Source organism: Kitasatospora indigofera (genome assembly GCF_014655955.1).
GTDB lineage: Bacteria > Actinomycetota > Actinomycetes > Streptomycetales > Streptomycetaceae > Kitasatospora > Kitasatospora indigofera.
On the sequence record NZ_BNBO01000083.1, the window covers coordinates 1 to 13,889 of the forward strand.

General features: G+C 75.6%; 15 protein-coding genes. 5 read left to right on the plus strand and 10 right to left on the minus strand.

The genetic code is table 11. The features are described 5' to 3' along the window. Window positions 1-76 precede the first annotated feature (76 nt). A complete protein-coding gene (locus IE329_RS41240) occupies window positions 77-409 on the minus strand; it encodes a YkvA family protein (RefSeq protein ID WP_229928085.1) in 333 nt (110 codons plus the stop codon). Window positions 410-710: 301 nt separating this feature from the next. Here IE329_RS41240 and IE329_RS37560 point away from each other — a divergent pair, with 301 nt between their 5' ends. Continuing rightward, complete coding sequence (locus tag IE329_RS37560; protein WP_190215552.1) at window positions 711-1,430, plus strand: VanZ family protein; 720 nt, start codon at window positions 711-713, stop codon at window positions 1,428-1,430. A 98-nt stretch (window positions 1,431-1,528) separates the two neighbouring features. On the opposite strand, the gene IE329_RS37565 is transcribed toward IE329_RS37560, so the two are convergent. Both IE329_RS37565 and IE329_RS37570 read right to left on the minus strand, forming a co-directional pair. After that, window positions 1,529-2,686, minus strand: a complete 1,158-nt coding sequence (locus IE329_RS37565; protein ID WP_190215553.1) for a serine hydrolase domain-containing protein — start codon at window positions 2,684-2,686, stop codon at window positions 1,529-1,531. A 140-nt stretch (window positions 2,687-2,826) separates the two neighbouring features. After that, on the minus strand, window positions 2,827-3,411 hold the full coding sequence (locus IE329_RS37570) for a helix-turn-helix domain-containing protein (RefSeq protein ID WP_190215554.1): 585 nt from the start codon (window positions 3,409-3,411) through the stop codon (window positions 2,827-2,829). A 76-nt stretch (window positions 3,412-3,487) separates the two neighbouring features. Here IE329_RS37570 and IE329_RS37575 point away from each other — a divergent pair, with 76 nt between their 5' ends. Continuing rightward, complete coding sequence (locus tag IE329_RS37575; RefSeq protein WP_190215555.1) at window positions 3,488-4,468, plus strand: class I SAM-dependent methyltransferase; 981 nt, start codon at window positions 3,488-3,490, stop codon at window positions 4,466-4,468. Between the two features lie 169 nt (window positions 4,469-4,637). Further along, complete coding sequence (locus tag IE329_RS37580; RefSeq protein WP_190215556.1) at window positions 4,638-6,125, plus strand: MFS transporter; 1,488 nt, start codon at window positions 4,638-4,640, stop codon at window positions 6,123-6,125. A 22-nt stretch (window positions 6,126-6,147) separates the two neighbouring features. Here the strand turns inward: IE329_RS37580 and IE329_RS37585 are convergent, their stop codons facing one another. After that, window positions 6,148-6,423, minus strand: a complete 276-nt coding sequence (locus IE329_RS37585) for a helix-turn-helix domain-containing protein (RefSeq protein ID WP_190215557.1) — start codon at window positions 6,421-6,423, stop codon at window positions 6,148-6,150. Between the two features lie 63 nt (window positions 6,424-6,486). On the opposite strand from IE329_RS37585, the gene map reads away from it, so the two are divergent. Then, complete coding sequence (gene map, locus IE329_RS37590) at window positions 6,487-7,254, plus strand: type I methionyl aminopeptidase (protein WP_190215558.1); 768 nt, start codon at window positions 6,487-6,489, stop codon at window positions 7,252-7,254. Window positions 7,255-7,453: 199 nt separating this feature from the next. Continuing rightward, window positions 7,454-8,812, plus strand: a complete 1,359-nt coding sequence (locus tag IE329_RS37595; protein WP_190215559.1) for an MFS transporter — start codon at window positions 7,454-7,456, stop codon at window positions 8,810-8,812. A gap of 157 nt (window positions 8,813-8,969) precedes the next feature. Here IE329_RS37595 and IE329_RS37600 read toward each other — a convergent pair whose 3' ends face one another. From IE329_RS37600 to IE329_RS37625, 6 genes are all read right to left on the minus strand, one after another. Then, window positions 8,970-9,530, minus strand: coding sequence for a DinB family protein (locus IE329_RS37600; RefSeq protein ID WP_190215577.1), 561 nt, complete (start codon window positions 9,528-9,530; stop codon window positions 8,970-8,972). 121 nt (window positions 9,531-9,651) lie between these two features. After that, window positions 9,652-10,062, minus strand: coding sequence for a hypothetical protein (locus IE329_RS37605; protein ID WP_190215560.1), 411 nt, complete (start codon window positions 10,060-10,062; stop codon window positions 9,652-9,654). A 73-nt stretch (window positions 10,063-10,135) separates the two neighbouring features. After that, complete coding sequence (locus IE329_RS37610; RefSeq protein WP_190215561.1) at window positions 10,136-10,471, minus strand: hypothetical protein; 336 nt, start codon at window positions 10,469-10,471, stop codon at window positions 10,136-10,138. 130 nt (window positions 10,472-10,601) lie between these two features. Beyond that, window positions 10,602-11,840 carry an RNA polymerase sigma factor gene (locus IE329_RS37615; protein ID WP_190215562.1) on the minus strand — a complete coding sequence of 413 codons (1,239 nt, stop codon included), beginning with the start codon at window positions 11,838-11,840 and terminating at the stop codon, window positions 10,602-10,604. After that, window positions 11,837-12,235, minus strand: coding sequence for a YciI family protein (locus tag IE329_RS37620; RefSeq protein WP_229928086.1), 399 nt, complete (start codon window positions 12,233-12,235; stop codon window positions 11,837-11,839). The genes IE329_RS37615 and IE329_RS37620 overlap by 4 nt, the downstream gene beginning before the upstream one ends. Window positions 12,236-12,534: 299 nt before the next feature. Next, window positions 12,535-13,788 (minus strand): serpin family protein, encoded by a 1,254-nt coding sequence (locus IE329_RS37625; RefSeq protein WP_190215563.1) that lies wholly within the window; start codon window positions 13,786-13,788, stop codon window positions 12,535-12,537. Between the last annotated feature and the right edge of the window lie 101 nt (window positions 13,789-13,889).

A 13,889-nucleotide genomic window follows, 5' to 3' on the forward strand; every position in this document is an offset into this window, starting at 1 on the left:
CGGGCCGGACCGCCTGCGCGGCGGTCCGGCCCGGAGCCACGGCCCGGCTCACCCTCGCCGGCTCACCTCGCCGGCCTCACCCCAGCGGGCCGCCCACCGCGTCCGGGCCGCCCTCCGGACGGACCCGCCCGGTCACGCCCGCGCGCTCCGCCGCCTTGTGCAGCGAGCGCAGCGCCACCAGCAGGAAGCCGATGTCGTCCAGCAGCACCGGATCGGGCAGCAGGTCGACCGGGCTGACCAGGTAGACCACGGACGCCCAGAACAGCACCTTGCTCGACATCGGGATCCCCGTCGCCCCGAGCAGGCGTCGGGCCCGCACCAGCTTGACCAGCAGCGTGACCGCCACCGCGAGGGTGGCCGCGATCACCACCCCGGCGGCCACCAGCCAGAACACGTCCCAACCGTCCACGTGGGCCTCCTCTCGTCCAATCCCGTCGTGCCGTCCCCCGACCGGCCAGTATCCGTCACAGCGGGCCCCGGGCACGTGGGCCGCGTCGGTCGCCCGCAACACGTGTGCCCCGGATCACGCCCCGTGCACCCCGGCGCGGCCGGATTTTCGGCCGCCGGGCGCCCGTCCTGTCCGCCCATCCTGGCCGCCCGCCCGTCCGGGCGACCCGGGACGGGGCAGGGGTCGTGGCGTGACCGGGGGCGTGACCGGGCCGAGCCCGGGTAGACGGCGGTCCCTGGAGTGCGGTGACCGGAGGGGTGTCATGATCAAGCAGGTGGCCGGGGCGGAATCGGGCAGAGCGCGGACGGACGCGGGCCGGCCGGCCCCGGTGGAGCGGTCGAGGTGGCGCCGGCGGTCCGCCGCGCCGGAACGGGCGGCCGCAGCACCGCAACGGGCTGCCACAGCGCCGGGTGGGCCGGGCGGGGCGGTCAAGGCGCCCGGGCGGTCGGTCAAGGCGCCGGGTGGGCCGGTCAAGGCGCCGGGGCGGTCCTGGCGGGCCGTCCTGCTCAGGGCGCTCGCCCTGCTGACGGCGTTCGTGGGCATGGTCGCCTTCGCCGTGGTGCTGGCCCGCCTCACCCTGGTGTCCGTCCCCGGCGCCGTCGGCCAGGTGCACAGCAACGTCCGCCCCGGCGACTCGCTCCGCCACTACCTGCTGCACGCCACGACCGTGGACGCGGCCCGCCAGGTGGGCGGCAACATCCTGCTCGGCCTGCCGTTCGGCGTGCTGTTGCCGGTGCTGGTGCCCAAGGCGCGCGGCCTGTTCGGGGTGCTGCTCCGGACGGCGGGGGTGATGCTGCTGGTCGAACTGGTCCAGGGCGCGCTGATCACCGGCCGGGCCTTCGACATCGACGACGTCATCCTGAACACCACCGGCGCGCTGGTCGGCTACCTGCTGCTGGGCCGGCGGGCGGGCCGGGCGGTGCACCGGCGTCCGGCACCGGCCGTCCACCCGTCGGAGGGGACGGTGGCGGACCCGGCCTGAGACCGGTACCGCGGCGGCGGCGCCGCGGCCCGGTCGCGCGGCGCGGGCCATCGGACGGCCGGGCCCTCCGACGGGTGGACGGGCCCGGCCGGCACCGCCTACCGGTCGCCACCGGCGGCCCGCAGCACCGCCGCCGCCAACCGGACGTTCTCCACGGCCGAGCCGCCCGGGAAGGCGAAGCGCCGCCGGGTGTAGCCGTAGGAGACGCCGCTGCGCGGGTCGGCGAACGCCTCCGAGCCGGCCGCGCCGCAGTGCCCGAAGGCGTCCGGCCCGAGGAACGGGAAGCGGGTGCTCTCCGCCTCGAAGCCGAGCCCGAAGTGGTCAGCCTCGCCGGTCACCAGGTCGGTGCCCGGGGTGCGGACCCGGCCGAACTCGGCGACGGTCCCGGGCTTCAGCAGCGGCGGCCGGCCGTCCAGTCCGCTGATCGCCGCCGCGTACATCCCGGCCAGGCCGCGCGCGTTGCCGACCCCGCCGACGGAGGCCGGGCCCTGGGCCCGTACCGTCCGCGAGTTGGCGAACTCGACCAGGTCCGTCGGTGTGGCGGCGTGCAGGTTGAAGGCGATCCCGGTCAGGCTGTCGGGCGCGGGGACCGGGCCCTCGAAGGCGGCGAGCTCCTGCTCGCTGGGCCGCATCGGGCGGATCCCGACGAACCGCGGCTCCAGCGCCTCGGGCAGTCCGAGGTGGAGGTCCAGCCCGTACGGCGCCCTGACCCGCTCCTCGAACAGCTGCTGGACGGTGTGCCCGGTCACCCGGCGCACGACCTCGCCGGTCAGGGCGCCGATCACCAGCGCGTGGTAGCCGTAGCCCTCGCCGGGCGTCCACCAGGGGCGCTGGGCGGCCAGCCGCCCGGCCAGCACCCGGTCGTCGGCCAGCTCCGCCGGGGTGAACCCGCCGGGCACCCCGACCACTCCCGCGCGGTGTTCCAGCAGGTCGCGCAGGGTCAGCCGGTCCTTCCCCTCGGCGGCGAACTCCGGCCAGTAGGAGGCGACTTCGTGGTCGAGATCGAGGACGCCCTCCTGCACCAGCAGGGCGACCACCAGGTAGGCCGCGCCCTTGGTGGAGGAGAAGACGCCGGTCAGGGAGTCACCCGTCAGGCCGTCGCCCGCCCACAGGTCCACCACCTGCCGCCCGTCCAGGTACGCCGCGAGCTGGGCCCCCGGCTCGTTCGGGTCCTCGGCCAGGACGGCCGCGAACTCCTCGCGCACCGCCTCGAATCCCGGTGCGACCGTCCCCCGGATGCTGATCCCGCCTGCCATCGCGTCCCCCTCGTGATCACTGTGTCGCAGGCGGCAACCACTCGCCCGTGCCGGGAAATTCCCGCCGCCCGGGTCGGATGCCGCAGGCGGCCCATACCGGGCCGGACACCGCAGGCGGCCCACGCCGGGCCGTCGCACCGTCAGGAGCGAGGCTTCGCCCGGACGTGCATCCGCTCGCCCTGCCGCCCGAACAGGCTCAGCACCTCGACCGGCCGGCCGTCCGCGCCACTGAACCAGTGCGGCACCCGGGTGTCGAACTCGGCCACCTCGCCCGGGCCCAGGACGATGTCGTGCTCGCCGAGCACGAGCCTCAGCCGCCCCTCCAGCACGTACAGCCACTCGTACCCCTCGTGGCTGCGGAGGGTCGGCTCGTTCCCACGGTCGGAGATGATCATCTTGTACGCCTGGAGCGGCCCCGGCCCCCGGGAGAGCGGGATGAACGAACCGCCGTGCGCCAGCGGCCGGGGCGTCAGCCGCACCCGGGGATCCCCCACCTCCGGGGCGCCGACCAGGTCGTCCAGCGGCACGTTGTAGGCACCGGCGAGCGGCAGCAGCAGCTCCAGGCTGGGCCGGCGCTGCCCGGACTCCAACCGGGACAGGGTGCTCTTCGAGATGCCGGTCGTCTCGGCGAGCGCGGCCAGGGTCAGCCCGCGTTTCGCCCGCAGCCGCCTCAGCCGGGGGCCGACCTCGTCGAGGACCGCCCGGTACGTCGGTGCTTCATCCATGCGGACATTCCAGCCCGCTGTCCCGGTATTGGCAACAATAATTGCCGCCGCCACAACCCGGTTGCACGCTTCCCCCATGAGCGCACACCAGGACACCGCACAGGGCCACGGCCACCGCGAGAGCCACGGCCACGGGAACGGCCACGGCCACGGCCACGGGAACGGCCATGGCCACGCCCACGGCAGCACCGACATCGACTGGGAGGTGATGGCCACCCACCTGGAGACCAACGGTGAGGTCCAACTCCCTTCCCTCCGCAGGACGGTGTCCCACCTGAAGGACCTGCTCGGCCCGGAGCGGGAGGTCCGCCGGATCCTCGACGTGGGCAGCGGGCCGGGCGTGACGACCTGCCTGCTGGCCGAGACCTTCCCGGCCGCCGAGGTCGTCGCCGTGGACGGCGCGCCCGGGCTGCTGGACCGGGCCCTGGTCCGCGCCGAGCGGCTCGGCCTGGCCGGCCGGGTGTCCGTCCGGCAGGCCGAACTGCCGGAGGGCCTGACCGGCACCGACGAGGACGGCGGCCCCGGCACCGCGGACCTGGTCTGGAGCAGTCGGGCCGTGCACCACCTGGGCGACCAGCAGGGCGCACTGGACGCGCTCGCCGCGGTGCTGCGGCCCGGCGGCCTGCTCGCCGTCGCGGAGGGCGGCCTGCCGATGCGCTTCCTCCCGCGCGACATCGGCGCCGGCCGGCCGGGCCTGCAGGCCCGGCTGGACGCCGTCCAGGAGGACTGGTTCGAGGCCATGCGGGCCGGCCTGCCCGACAGCACCGGCCTGGTCGAGGACTGGCCCCGCATGCTCGGCCGCGCGGGCCTCACCCGGGTCGGCAGCTTCACCACCCTGCTCGACCTGCCGGCCCCGCTGGGCGGGACGGCCCGTGGATTCCTGCACGCCCATCTCACCCGGCTCCGGGAGGCGGTGGGCCCGTCCCTGGACGAGGCCGACCGCGGGACGGTCGACCTGCTGCTCGACCCCTCGGCCCCGGAGGGCATCCTCCGGCGGCCCGACGCCTTCCTGCTCGCCGCCACCACGGTCGTCACCGGCGTACGCCCGGCCGCGTGACCGCCCGGGAGCGCTGAAGGCGGGGCCGGGAGTGCGGTCCGCCCCCGGCCCCCGCCGTACCCGCCCGGGTCCGTCCCGCGCAGCACCCGCCCGGCCGGTCCGGCCGGGCCCGCCCCGCCGCCGACCGGCGGCCGGGCCCCAGCAGACACCACAGAGATCGGAGTCCACCGTGACCCAGGCCGAACCGGGCCGGCGCGAGAGAGCGGCCCCAGCAGCCGGAGGGGCACCGTCCGTCCGGTGGGTGCTCGCCGGCCTCTCGCTGTCCGTCCTGCTCTCCTCGCTCGGCACCAGCATCGCCAACGTCGGCCTGCCGGCCATGGCGCACGCGTTCGGCGCCTCCTTCCAGGCGGTCCAGTGGATCGTCCTCGCCTACCTGCTCGCCGTCACCACCCTGATCGTGAGCGTCGGGCGGCTGGGCGACCTCACCGGCCGCCGCCGGCTGCTGCTGGCCGGCATCGCCCTCTTCACGGCGGCCTCGGTGCTCTGCGGGCTCGCCCCCGCGCTCTGGTGGCTGATCGCGGCGCGCGCCGCGCAGGGCGTCGGCGCGGCCGTCATGATGGCCCTCACCATGGCGTTCGTCGGGGAGACCGTCCCGAAGGGGCGGACCGGCAGGGCGATGGGGCTGCTCGGGACGATGTCCGCGATCGGCACCGCCCTCGGCCCCTCGCTCGGCGGGGTGCTGATCCCCGGCCCCGGCTGGCGGGCGATCTTCCTGGTGAACGTGCCGCTGGGCCTGCTGGCCCTGCTGCTCACCCGTCGCCACCTGCCCGTCGACCCGCCGCGGCCGACGACCGGCCGGCCACGCTTCGACCACGCCGGTACGGTGCTGCTCGCCCTGACCCTCGGGGCGTACGCACTCGCCATGACGCTGGGGCGCGGCAGTTCCGGCGCGCTCACCGTCGCCCTGCTGACGGCCGCCGCCCTCGGCGCCGGCCTGTTCCTGCGGGTCGAGTCGCGGGCCGCGTCACCGCTGATCAGACCCGCCGCGTTCGGTGACCCGGTGCTGAGTTCGAGCCTCGCGATGAGTGCGCTGGTCTCCACGGTGATGATGGCCACCCTGGTGGTCGGGCCGTTCTACCTCTCCCGCGGGCTCGGGCTCGGTGCGGCGGCGGTCGGCCTCGCACTGTCGGCCGGGCCGCTGGTCGCCGCCGTGGCCGGGGTGCCGGCCGGGCGGGTCGCCGACCGCCTCGGCGCGGCGCGGACGACCGTCCTCGGGCTGACCGCCGTGGCCGCCGGGTGCCTGGCGCTCGCGCTGCTGCCGGCGCGGTCCGGCGTCGTCGGCTACCTCGCGCCCGTCGTCGTCGTCACGGCCGGCTACGCGGTGTTCCAGACGGCCAACAACACCGCCGTGATGGCGGAGGTCGACCCCGACCGGCGCGGTGTCGTCTCGGGCCTGCTCAACCTTTCGCGCAACCTCGGTCTGGTCACCGGCGCGTCGGTGCTGGGCGCCGTGTTCGCCCTCGCCTCGGCGTCGGCCGACGTCACGACGGCGCGTCCGGACGCGGTGGCCACCGGCATGCGGACCACCTTCGCGGTGGCCGCGGCCCTGATCGTGGTGGCGCTGGCCGTGGCACTCGCCGGCCGACGGCGGGCCCGCCGGGAGCGCCCGGCCGCGGCGCCGGGCGCGGCCCTGCCCGAGCCGGCCCGGCAGGCCTGAGGGGTACGGCGGCCGGCGCCGGTCAGGCGGACAGGGCCTCGCCGCCCTGGCCGGCGTCCTCCGCGCAGGCCGCCGCCAGGACGTCCAGCGACAGGCCCAGGGCATGGGCCAGCGCCGCGACGGTGAAGAAGGCCGGGGTCGGGGCCCGGCCGGTCTCGATCTTGCGGAGGGTCTCCGCGGACACCCCGGCCGCCGCCGCCACGTCCACCATGCTGCGCTCGCCGCGGGCCTGGCGGAGCAGGGCCCCGAAGCGCTCGCCGCGTTCCCGCTCCTGCGGACTCAAAGGAACTCTCACCATGCCCGTGATACTAATACCGGTATAAGTATTGGGTCGCATCGCATCGCAGAGGAGTCGTGGCACATGGTGGAGATCAAGACCGACAAGGCACTGGAGGCGATGCGGGAGGCCGGACGCGTGGTGGCCCGCGCCCTCGCGACCGTCCGCGCGGCGTCCGCCGTGGGCGTCCGCCTGCGGGAGCTGGACGAGGCCGCCCGCACCGTCCTGGACGAGGCCGGGGCGCGGTCCCCCTTCCTCGGCTACCGGCCCTCCTTCGCCCCCGTGCCCTTCCCCGCGGTGATCTGCGCCTCCGTCAACGACGCCGTCGTGCACGGCATCCCCGGCGACTACCGCCTCCGCGACGGGGACCTCGTCAGCATCGACTGCGGTGCGCAGCTCGACGGCTGGACGGGCGACGCCGCGATCAGCTTCACCGTCGGGACCCCGCGCCCCGCCGACCTGGCGCTGATCGCCGCGACCCAGCAGGCCCTGGACGCCGGCATCGCCGCCGCCACCGTCGGCCGCCGCGTCGGGGACATCTCGCACGCCGTCGGCGCGGTCGCCCGCGCGAAGGACTGCGGCCTCCTCGAAGGCTTCGGCGGCCACGGCATCGGCCGCACGATGCACGAGGACCCGCACGTCCCGAACCGCGGACGGCCCGGCCGCGGCTATCCGCTGCGCCACGGCCTCGCCCTCGCGATCGAGCCCATGCTGACGGCCGGCGGGCGCGACGACTACCGCACCGACCCCGACGGCTGGACCCTGCGTACGGTCGACGGCAGCCGGGCCGCCCACATCGAGCACACCGTCGCCATCACCGAGGACGGCCCCCGCATCCTCACCCTGCTCTGACGCCTGGCCCGGGCCCGGTCCCGGCCGGGTCGCCGTCGCGGCTCCGGATTCTCGGACGGGGAGCGCCTTTCCCGCTATCTATCAGGAACCCTGCCTGATAGATTCTGTCGCGCCACGGAGAGCGCTCGCGAGGTCCGCACCGCCGGAGCCGCCTCCCGGCCGTCGATGCGCAATCGCTCAGAAGGGGAGGGCCCGGTTCATGGGCGACCAGCAGGAGGCCCGCCGGGCCAGGGTGGGATTCAGCGTGGTGTTCGCGGTCCACGGGGCCGTCACCGGCACCTTCGTCACCCGGATCCCGTGGATCCAGCACCATCTGCACCTGAACGCCGGCCAGCTCGGCATCGCGCTGCTCGCTCCCGCCGTCGGAGCCTTCCTCGCGATGCCGCTGGCCGGGCACCTGGCCCACCGGTACGGCCCCCGGGCGGCGGTGCGGGCCCTGATGGCGTCGTGGTGCCTGTCGCTGGCGCTGCCCGCCCTCGCACCGGACCTGCTGCTGCTCTGGTCGGCCCTCTTCCTCTACGGCGCCACCTCGGGCATGGCCTCGGTCCAGCTGAACGCCCAGGGCGTCGAGGTCGAGCGGAGGCTCGGCCGGTCGATCATGTCGGGCCTGCACGGCATGTGGAGCGCGGGCGGGCTGGTCGCCTCGGGCTTCGGCGTACTGGCGGCCAACCAGCAGGTCGACGCCCGCATCCAGCTGGCCGTGACCTCGCTGGCCCTCACCGCCCTGGCCGTCCTGGCCTGCAACGGCCTGGCCGACACCCGCGCCGGGACCCGTGCCGACACGGGCCCCGACCCGCGCCCCGCCGCCGGGCGGGACGCCGGGCCGGACGCGGAGCAGAGCCCCCGGCGGGAGGCCCCGCCACGCTTCGCCCTCCCGCCGCGGTCGGCGCTCGCGATCGGGCTGGTCGGGTTCTGCGCCGTCTTCGCCGAGGGAGCCAGCATGGACTGGGCGGGCGTCTACCTCCGCGACGTCACCGGGGCCTCGCCCGGCATCGCCGCCGCCAGCTTCACCGCCTTCGCCGCCACCATGACGGCCGCCCGGCTCAGCGGTGACCTCGCCGTCCGCCGGCTCGGCCCGGTCCGCACCGTCCGCGCCGGCGGAGCCGTCGCCACCCTCGGCGGCCTGCTCGTCATCAGCACCGGTTCGCCCTACCTCGCCATCCCCGGCTTCGGCCTGATCGGCATCGGCATCGCCGCGGTCGTCCCGCTCGCCTTCGCCGCCGCCGGGCGCACGGCCGACCCGGGCCGGGCCATCGCAGGGGTGGCCACCATCACCTACACCGCCAGCCTGAGCGCCCCCGCCGCCATCGGCCTGATCGCCCAGTCCGTCTCGCTGACGGCGTCCTTCGCCCTGGTCGCCGTCCTCACCGCCGCCCTCGTCGGCACCGCCGGTGCCCTGCGCCAGAACTCCACCGCTCCGCACCGCCGGGTGGCGGCCCGCGGCGGCAGCACGTCCGGGAACGCCGTCAACGCCACCGCCCGCGGTACCTCGCCCGCGAAGGCCGGCGCCGAGCCGACCGGGCGGGCCGGCTCCTCGTCGCCGGGCAGCACCGGCTGAGGCGGGCGCCGCTCGCCCTCCGGGGAGCGGTCCGCGTCCTGGCCCGGCACCGGGCGGCCCGAGCGGTCGCCCGGTGCTGGTCCTCGGCGGTGTCCCGGCGCAGGTCCCGGGCGGGGGAGGCCCCGCCCGGGACTCCGCCTTCCGCGCGCCGGGGGTGCTACTGTCCCACCCGGCCGTCGACGCACTCGCGGAGCAGGTCGGCGTGCCCGCAGTGGCGCGCGTACTCCTCGACCCGGTGCACCAGCAGCCCCCGGACGGAGTCGCCGTGGCGCCCCACCCGCACGGCCGGATCCGGGTACCCGGCCAGTACCGCGTCGGTGGCCGCCTGCTCCCGGGCGAGGTCGGCGAACGCGCCGTCGACCAGATCCTGCTCCGCGGCCGCTCCCTCGAAGTCGCCGTCCCGTACCCCGTACAGCTTGGGCTCCGGGTCACCCGGCGTGATCCAGTTGCGCCAGTCCCGCTCCACCTCGGCGAGATGGCGGACCAGACCCAGCAGGGACATGGTCGACGGCGGCACCGACCGCCGCGCGAGCTGCTCCGGCGTCAACCCCTCGCACTTCATCCGCAGGGTCAGCCGATAGCTCGTCAGGTAGTCCTGCAGCGTGGCCAACTCGCCGTCCGGGCTCGGCCCTTCGTTGTTGCGAGGGTCCTTGTCGGGGTCCGCCCACATGTCGGGGTAGACGCTTGCCTGGCTCCAACGCTCGGGTAGGTCGCTCATCATGTGCATGATTCTGAGCGGCGGTCCGAGAGGCAAGCGATTAATCAGGCGCGAGGCGCGAGGCGTCGCCGGAGCCGGAGCCGGAGCCGGATCTTCTTCGACGTTCAGCGGTTGGACCCGGTCAGAGGATCAGCGGCTCGTAGGTGCCGCTCTTGAAGGTGAAGACGGTCGGCTTGACGTCGTACTCCTCGCGGAAGTGGCCGCCGTGGCCGGGTTCCTCGACGTGCGGCGCGAGCAGGTCAAGGATGGTGACGAGGCTGCCGATCTCGTCGTCGAGCCAGTAGGTGCGGCTGAAGAGTCCCCAGGTGCAGCGGTCGGCGGAGGCCTGGACGCGGCGCAGGGCGGCGAAGTCGCCTCCAGGCAGGCGGCTGTCCGGGTCCGGGGTGAGCAGCGGGTAGGCATGCTCCTCCGCGTCGAGTTCCGCCGGGCGCTCATCGGCCAGGCCGAGATGCCATCGAAGGCTTGCCAGGACCGTGTCGGGGGTGTCGTCGCGAAGGAAGCAGGTGAAAACGACTTCGAAGTGAAGGCTCACGAGGCGCATTCTGCCAGTGGTGGTCCGGTGTGCCGGCTCCCGCACACGGTCTCCGGCAGTGGTCCCGGGCCGGCTACGCGGGCCGCGGGAGGCGCGCGTCCCGCAGGGGTTCCCGGTCGAGCACTTCGACGTACATGATCCGGCCGTCCACCACGTCCAGGACGAGCATGCCCTCCGAGGGCGGAAGCGGTACGCAACGGTGGCCCCGGCCGTACGGTTGTCCGTCCGGATGCGGCTCCGTCCTGAAGCTCCGGCAGAAGCCGTCACCGCAGCGGCACTTCTCGACCAGGCGGAGGTCCCAGGCACAGACGGCCAGCTCGTTCTCGCCCTCCGCCTCCAGGAGACCGACCAGCTCGCTGACGAGTTCGGGAAACACCTCGCGGACGAGGGGATGCTCCGGGGCGCTCATGGGCGGGACAGTACCCGACGACCCCTCGGCGGCTGAACGGCTTTTCGGTCGGGCCGCCCGCCCGGGGACGGGCACCGGCCGTGAGCATCTCCCGGCGGCCCGGCAGCGCCCCCGGCGGCGACGCCCCGGTTCATCCCCCGGCCGACTGCGCGCGCCGGCGGACGAGGTACGCCTTCTCGGCGGTGTTGCCGGCCAGGGCGATCGCCCGGTCGTAGGCCGCCCTGGACTCCGCGCTCCGTCCCAGCCGGCGCAGCAGGTCGGCGCGAGTGGCGTGGAAGGGGTGGTAGCCGTCCAGCGGCAGGCCGTCCAGCTGGGCCAGCGCGACCTGCGGGCCGTCGAGTTCGGCGACGGCGACCGCCCGGTTGAGCCGGACGATCGGTGACGGGTCGAGGCGGACCAACTGGTCGTAGAGCGCGAGGACCTGCGACCAGTCGGTGTCGCGGACGTCGGGGGCGTCGGTGTGGACGGCGTTGATCGCGGCCAGGACCTGGTAGCGCCCCGGCGCCTGGCCGGTGGCCAGCCGGGCGCGGACCAGGGCGTGGCCCTCGGCGATCAGCCTGCGGTCCCAGGCGCCGCGGTCCTGCTCGCCGAGGGCGACGAGCTCACCGCTCGCCGAGACCCGGGCCGGCCGGCGGGCCTCGATCAGGAGCATCAGCGCCAGGAGCCCGGCGGCCTCGCCGTCCTCCGGCAGCAGGCCGTGGACCAGCCGGGCCAGCCGGACCGCCTCGGTTGTCAGGTCGCCGCGGACGGCCGGCCGCGCGGGGTCCGAGGCCAGGTAGCCCTCGTTGAAGATCAGGTAGAGGACGGCGAGCACCCCGGTGACCCTGGCCGGGAGGTCCTCGCGGGACGGTACGCGGTAGGGGATCCCCGCCGTCTTGATCTTCGCCTTCGCGCGGGTGATCCGCCGGCCCAGCGTGCTCTCCTCGACCAGGAACGCCCGGGCGATCTCGGGCACGGTCAGCCCGCCGACCATCCGCAGGGTCAGCGCCACCTGCGCCGGCACGGCCAGGGCGGGGTGGCAGCAGGTGAAGACGAGCCGGAGCCGGTCATCCTCCACGGCGCCGGCCGGCTCGTCGGCGCCGACCGGCTCGGGGGTGTCGGCGAGCATCAGTGCCTCCCGGTGCTTCTCCGTGCGCCTGGCCTCGCGCCGGATCCGGTCGACGGCCTTGCGGTGGGCGGTGGTGGTGAGCCATCCACCGGGGTTCGGCGGGACGCCGTCGGCCGGCCAGCGCTCGACGGCCGTCGCGAACGCCTCGGCGGCCGTCTCCTCGGCGATGTCGAGGTCCCCGAAACGCCTGGCCAGGGTCGCCACCACCCGGGCCCACTCCTCGTGGTGGACCCGGGTGAGCACCTCGTCGACGTCGGTCATGCGCCCAGGACCGGCCGCACCTCGACCCTGCGGTTGCAGTGCTTCGACCCCAGGCCGGCGAGCCGCAGCGCCACGTCGAGGTCGGCGGCCTCGATGACCCAGAAGCCGATGATGTACTCCTTCGACTCCAGGTAGGGACCGTCGGTGAACAGTGCCTCCCCGTCCCGGCCGTCGACGACGGTGGCCGTGTCCGGCGAGCCGAGACCGCCGGCGAAGACCCAGTGGCCCTCGGCCTTGAGCCGCAGGTTGAACGCCCGGATCGCGGTCATCTCCTGCTCGGTGGCGAGTTGGGACGAGTCGGCGAGAACGGAAACCAGGTACTGCGCCATCGGGACCATCTCCTGTCGTTGGGCGACCGCCCCTCGGGCCGCCTTCACCCCTACTACGAACGCCACGGCCCCGATCGGACACCTCCGCCGGGATCTCTTCGGAAATGTTCCTACGCCCGGGGCGCGCGCTTCGGCCGGACGCGCCGCCGAGGGGCGTTCGCGCCGGTCAACGGCGGTCGGGCGCGCCCGTCCCGCCGGACGCGGCGGTGGCAGCCGGCCGGCCCACGGCTGCGCCGTGGAGTCCCCGCCCGGGGCCGGCCGGCCCGCCCGCACCTGAGGTGACGCCGCCCGGTGCTGGTGCCGGCACCGGCGCCGGTACCGGTGCCTCGGCCGTTGCCGGTCAGGCGCTGCCGGCCGCGCTCGCCTCAGCCGCGGAGCCGGAAGTCGTCGGCCAAGTCCTCGTCGTCGTCGTCGTAGTCGGGCTCCTGAAGGTCGGGGGTCTCGTTCACCCATCCCGCGGCCAGGACCAGGCGGGAGGCGCGGTGGACGGCCAGGAAGCCGAAGGGGCGGTCGAAGGAGACGGCGACGCTGCGGACACGGTACGGCGGTCGACGCCAGGCCGCGCTGCCGACGGCGACGCCGAACGCCGTCACGGCCGCCGCCTCGAAGCCGTCCGCGCCGAAGGCCGCCACGGCACGTTGGCTCGCGGAGCCGACGGCCAGCGGAACGCTGCGGCTGACGCCGGGGAAGTGGCCCTGACCGAGGTCGGCGGCGGTGGTGAGGCCGAAGGGGGCGGGCGTCCGGAGCAGGTCGTGCGTGGAGTCGAGGGTGAAGGGCACCGTCCTGACCCACAGGTTCGGCTCGGGCTCCCAGCTCGCCTCCCGGTACACGGTCATCCCCGGGCCGGCCTCCGCGGCGGGCAGCACGTCGGCCGTGACCCGCTCCACCGTCCCGTCGCCGGAGACCGCCCCGATCCCCGTCCGGAGCACCGCACCCGGCGTCCGCCCCTCCTCGCCGAGCAGCAGCCGGACCTCGATCCCGTCGTACCCGAGCACGGACAGCTCCGTGACGGCCCCGGCTTCGCCGCGCAGGACGGCCGCGCGGTCCAGCAGTGCGGTCCTGCGGGCCAGTGCGGCCAGCGTCCGCCCCTCCCACGGGCCCTGCTCCGGTTCGAGGACGGAGTCGGCGAACGGGCGGATCCAGCGCGTCCGGACGCTCAGCCCGCCGGCCAGCACCAGGAGGGTCTCCTCGTCCAGCTCCACCGGCATGGCCGGGATCAGTCCGCCCGTCACCTCCGCGGCCCAGCTGTCGAGGCGGGCGCGGTCGACGGCGGCCGTCCCGGTCAGCTCACCGAGGCCGTGCTCCGGCAGCGCGGCCACCCAGCCCGGCTCCGGCACGATCCGGCGGTCCGTCCACACGCCCACCGCCGTGGCCACCCCGGGGATCCGGCCGAGATCCGCCAACAGCCGACGGGCCCCCTCCGCGGCGGCCTCGGCCGGCAGCCCCGCCGCTGCCGCCAGCTCCGCCCGCGCTGCGCCCTGCGCCCCGGCCGCCAGCATCCCCAGCAACGGCCACACCCCCACCGGGGAGAACACCGTGTTCCGTCCAGCCGCCCCGGCCACCGAGGCCCACCGCCCGGCCAGCGCGTTCACGGCCCCGGCCACTGCCCTGCTGCTCATCCGTCCCCCTGGTCCGCCGTCCTGGTCCGCCGAGACTAGGCCCGCCGAGCCGCCCGCCCCCACCCGTTTTCCGCGCCGGTGGGCGGCGCACCGGGGCGGCC

What these genes read in the sequence shown, in the direction of transcription:
- IE329_RS37560 (WP_190215552.1), top strand. Translation starts at nt 711, where the DNA reads ATGATCAAGCAGGTGGCCGGGGCGGAATCGGGCAGAGCGCGGACGGAC.
- IE329_RS37565 (WP_190215553.1), bottom strand. Translation starts at nt 2,686, where the DNA reads ATGGCAGGCGGGATCAGCATCCGGGGGACGGTCGCACCGGGATTCGAG.
- IE329_RS37570 (WP_190215554.1), bottom strand. Translation starts at nt 3,411, where the DNA reads ATGGATGAAGCACCGACGTACCGGGCGGTCCTCGACGAGGTCGGCCCC.
- IE329_RS37575 (WP_190215555.1), top strand. Translation starts at nt 3,488, where the DNA reads ATGAGCGCACACCAGGACACCGCACAGGGCCACGGCCACCGCGAGAGC.
- IE329_RS37585 (WP_190215557.1), bottom strand. Translation starts at nt 6,423, where the DNA reads ATGGTGAGAGTTCCTTTGAGTCCGCAGGAGCGGGAACGCGGCGAGCGC.
- map (WP_190215558.1), top strand. Translation starts at nt 6,487, where the DNA reads ATGGTGGAGATCAAGACCGACAAGGCACTGGAGGCGATGCGGGAGGCC.
- IE329_RS37595 (WP_190215559.1), top strand. Translation starts at nt 7,454, where the DNA reads ATGGGCGACCAGCAGGAGGCCCGCCGGGCCAGGGTGGGATTCAGCGTG.
- IE329_RS37600 (WP_190215577.1), bottom strand. Translation starts at nt 9,530, where the DNA reads ATGAGCGACCTACCCGAGCGTTGGAGCCAGGCAAGCGTCTACCCCGAC.
- IE329_RS37610 (WP_190215561.1), bottom strand. Translation starts at nt 10,471, where the DNA reads ATGAGCGCCCCGGAGCATCCCCTCGTCCGCGAGGTGTTTCCCGAACTC.
- IE329_RS37615 (WP_190215562.1), bottom strand. Translation starts at nt 11,840, where the DNA reads ATGACCGACGTCGACGAGGTGCTCACCCGGGTCCACCACGAGGAGTGG.
- IE329_RS37625 (WP_190215563.1), bottom strand. Translation starts at nt 13,788, where the DNA reads ATGAGCAGCAGGGCAGTGGCCGGGGCCGTGAACGCGCTGGCCGGGCGG.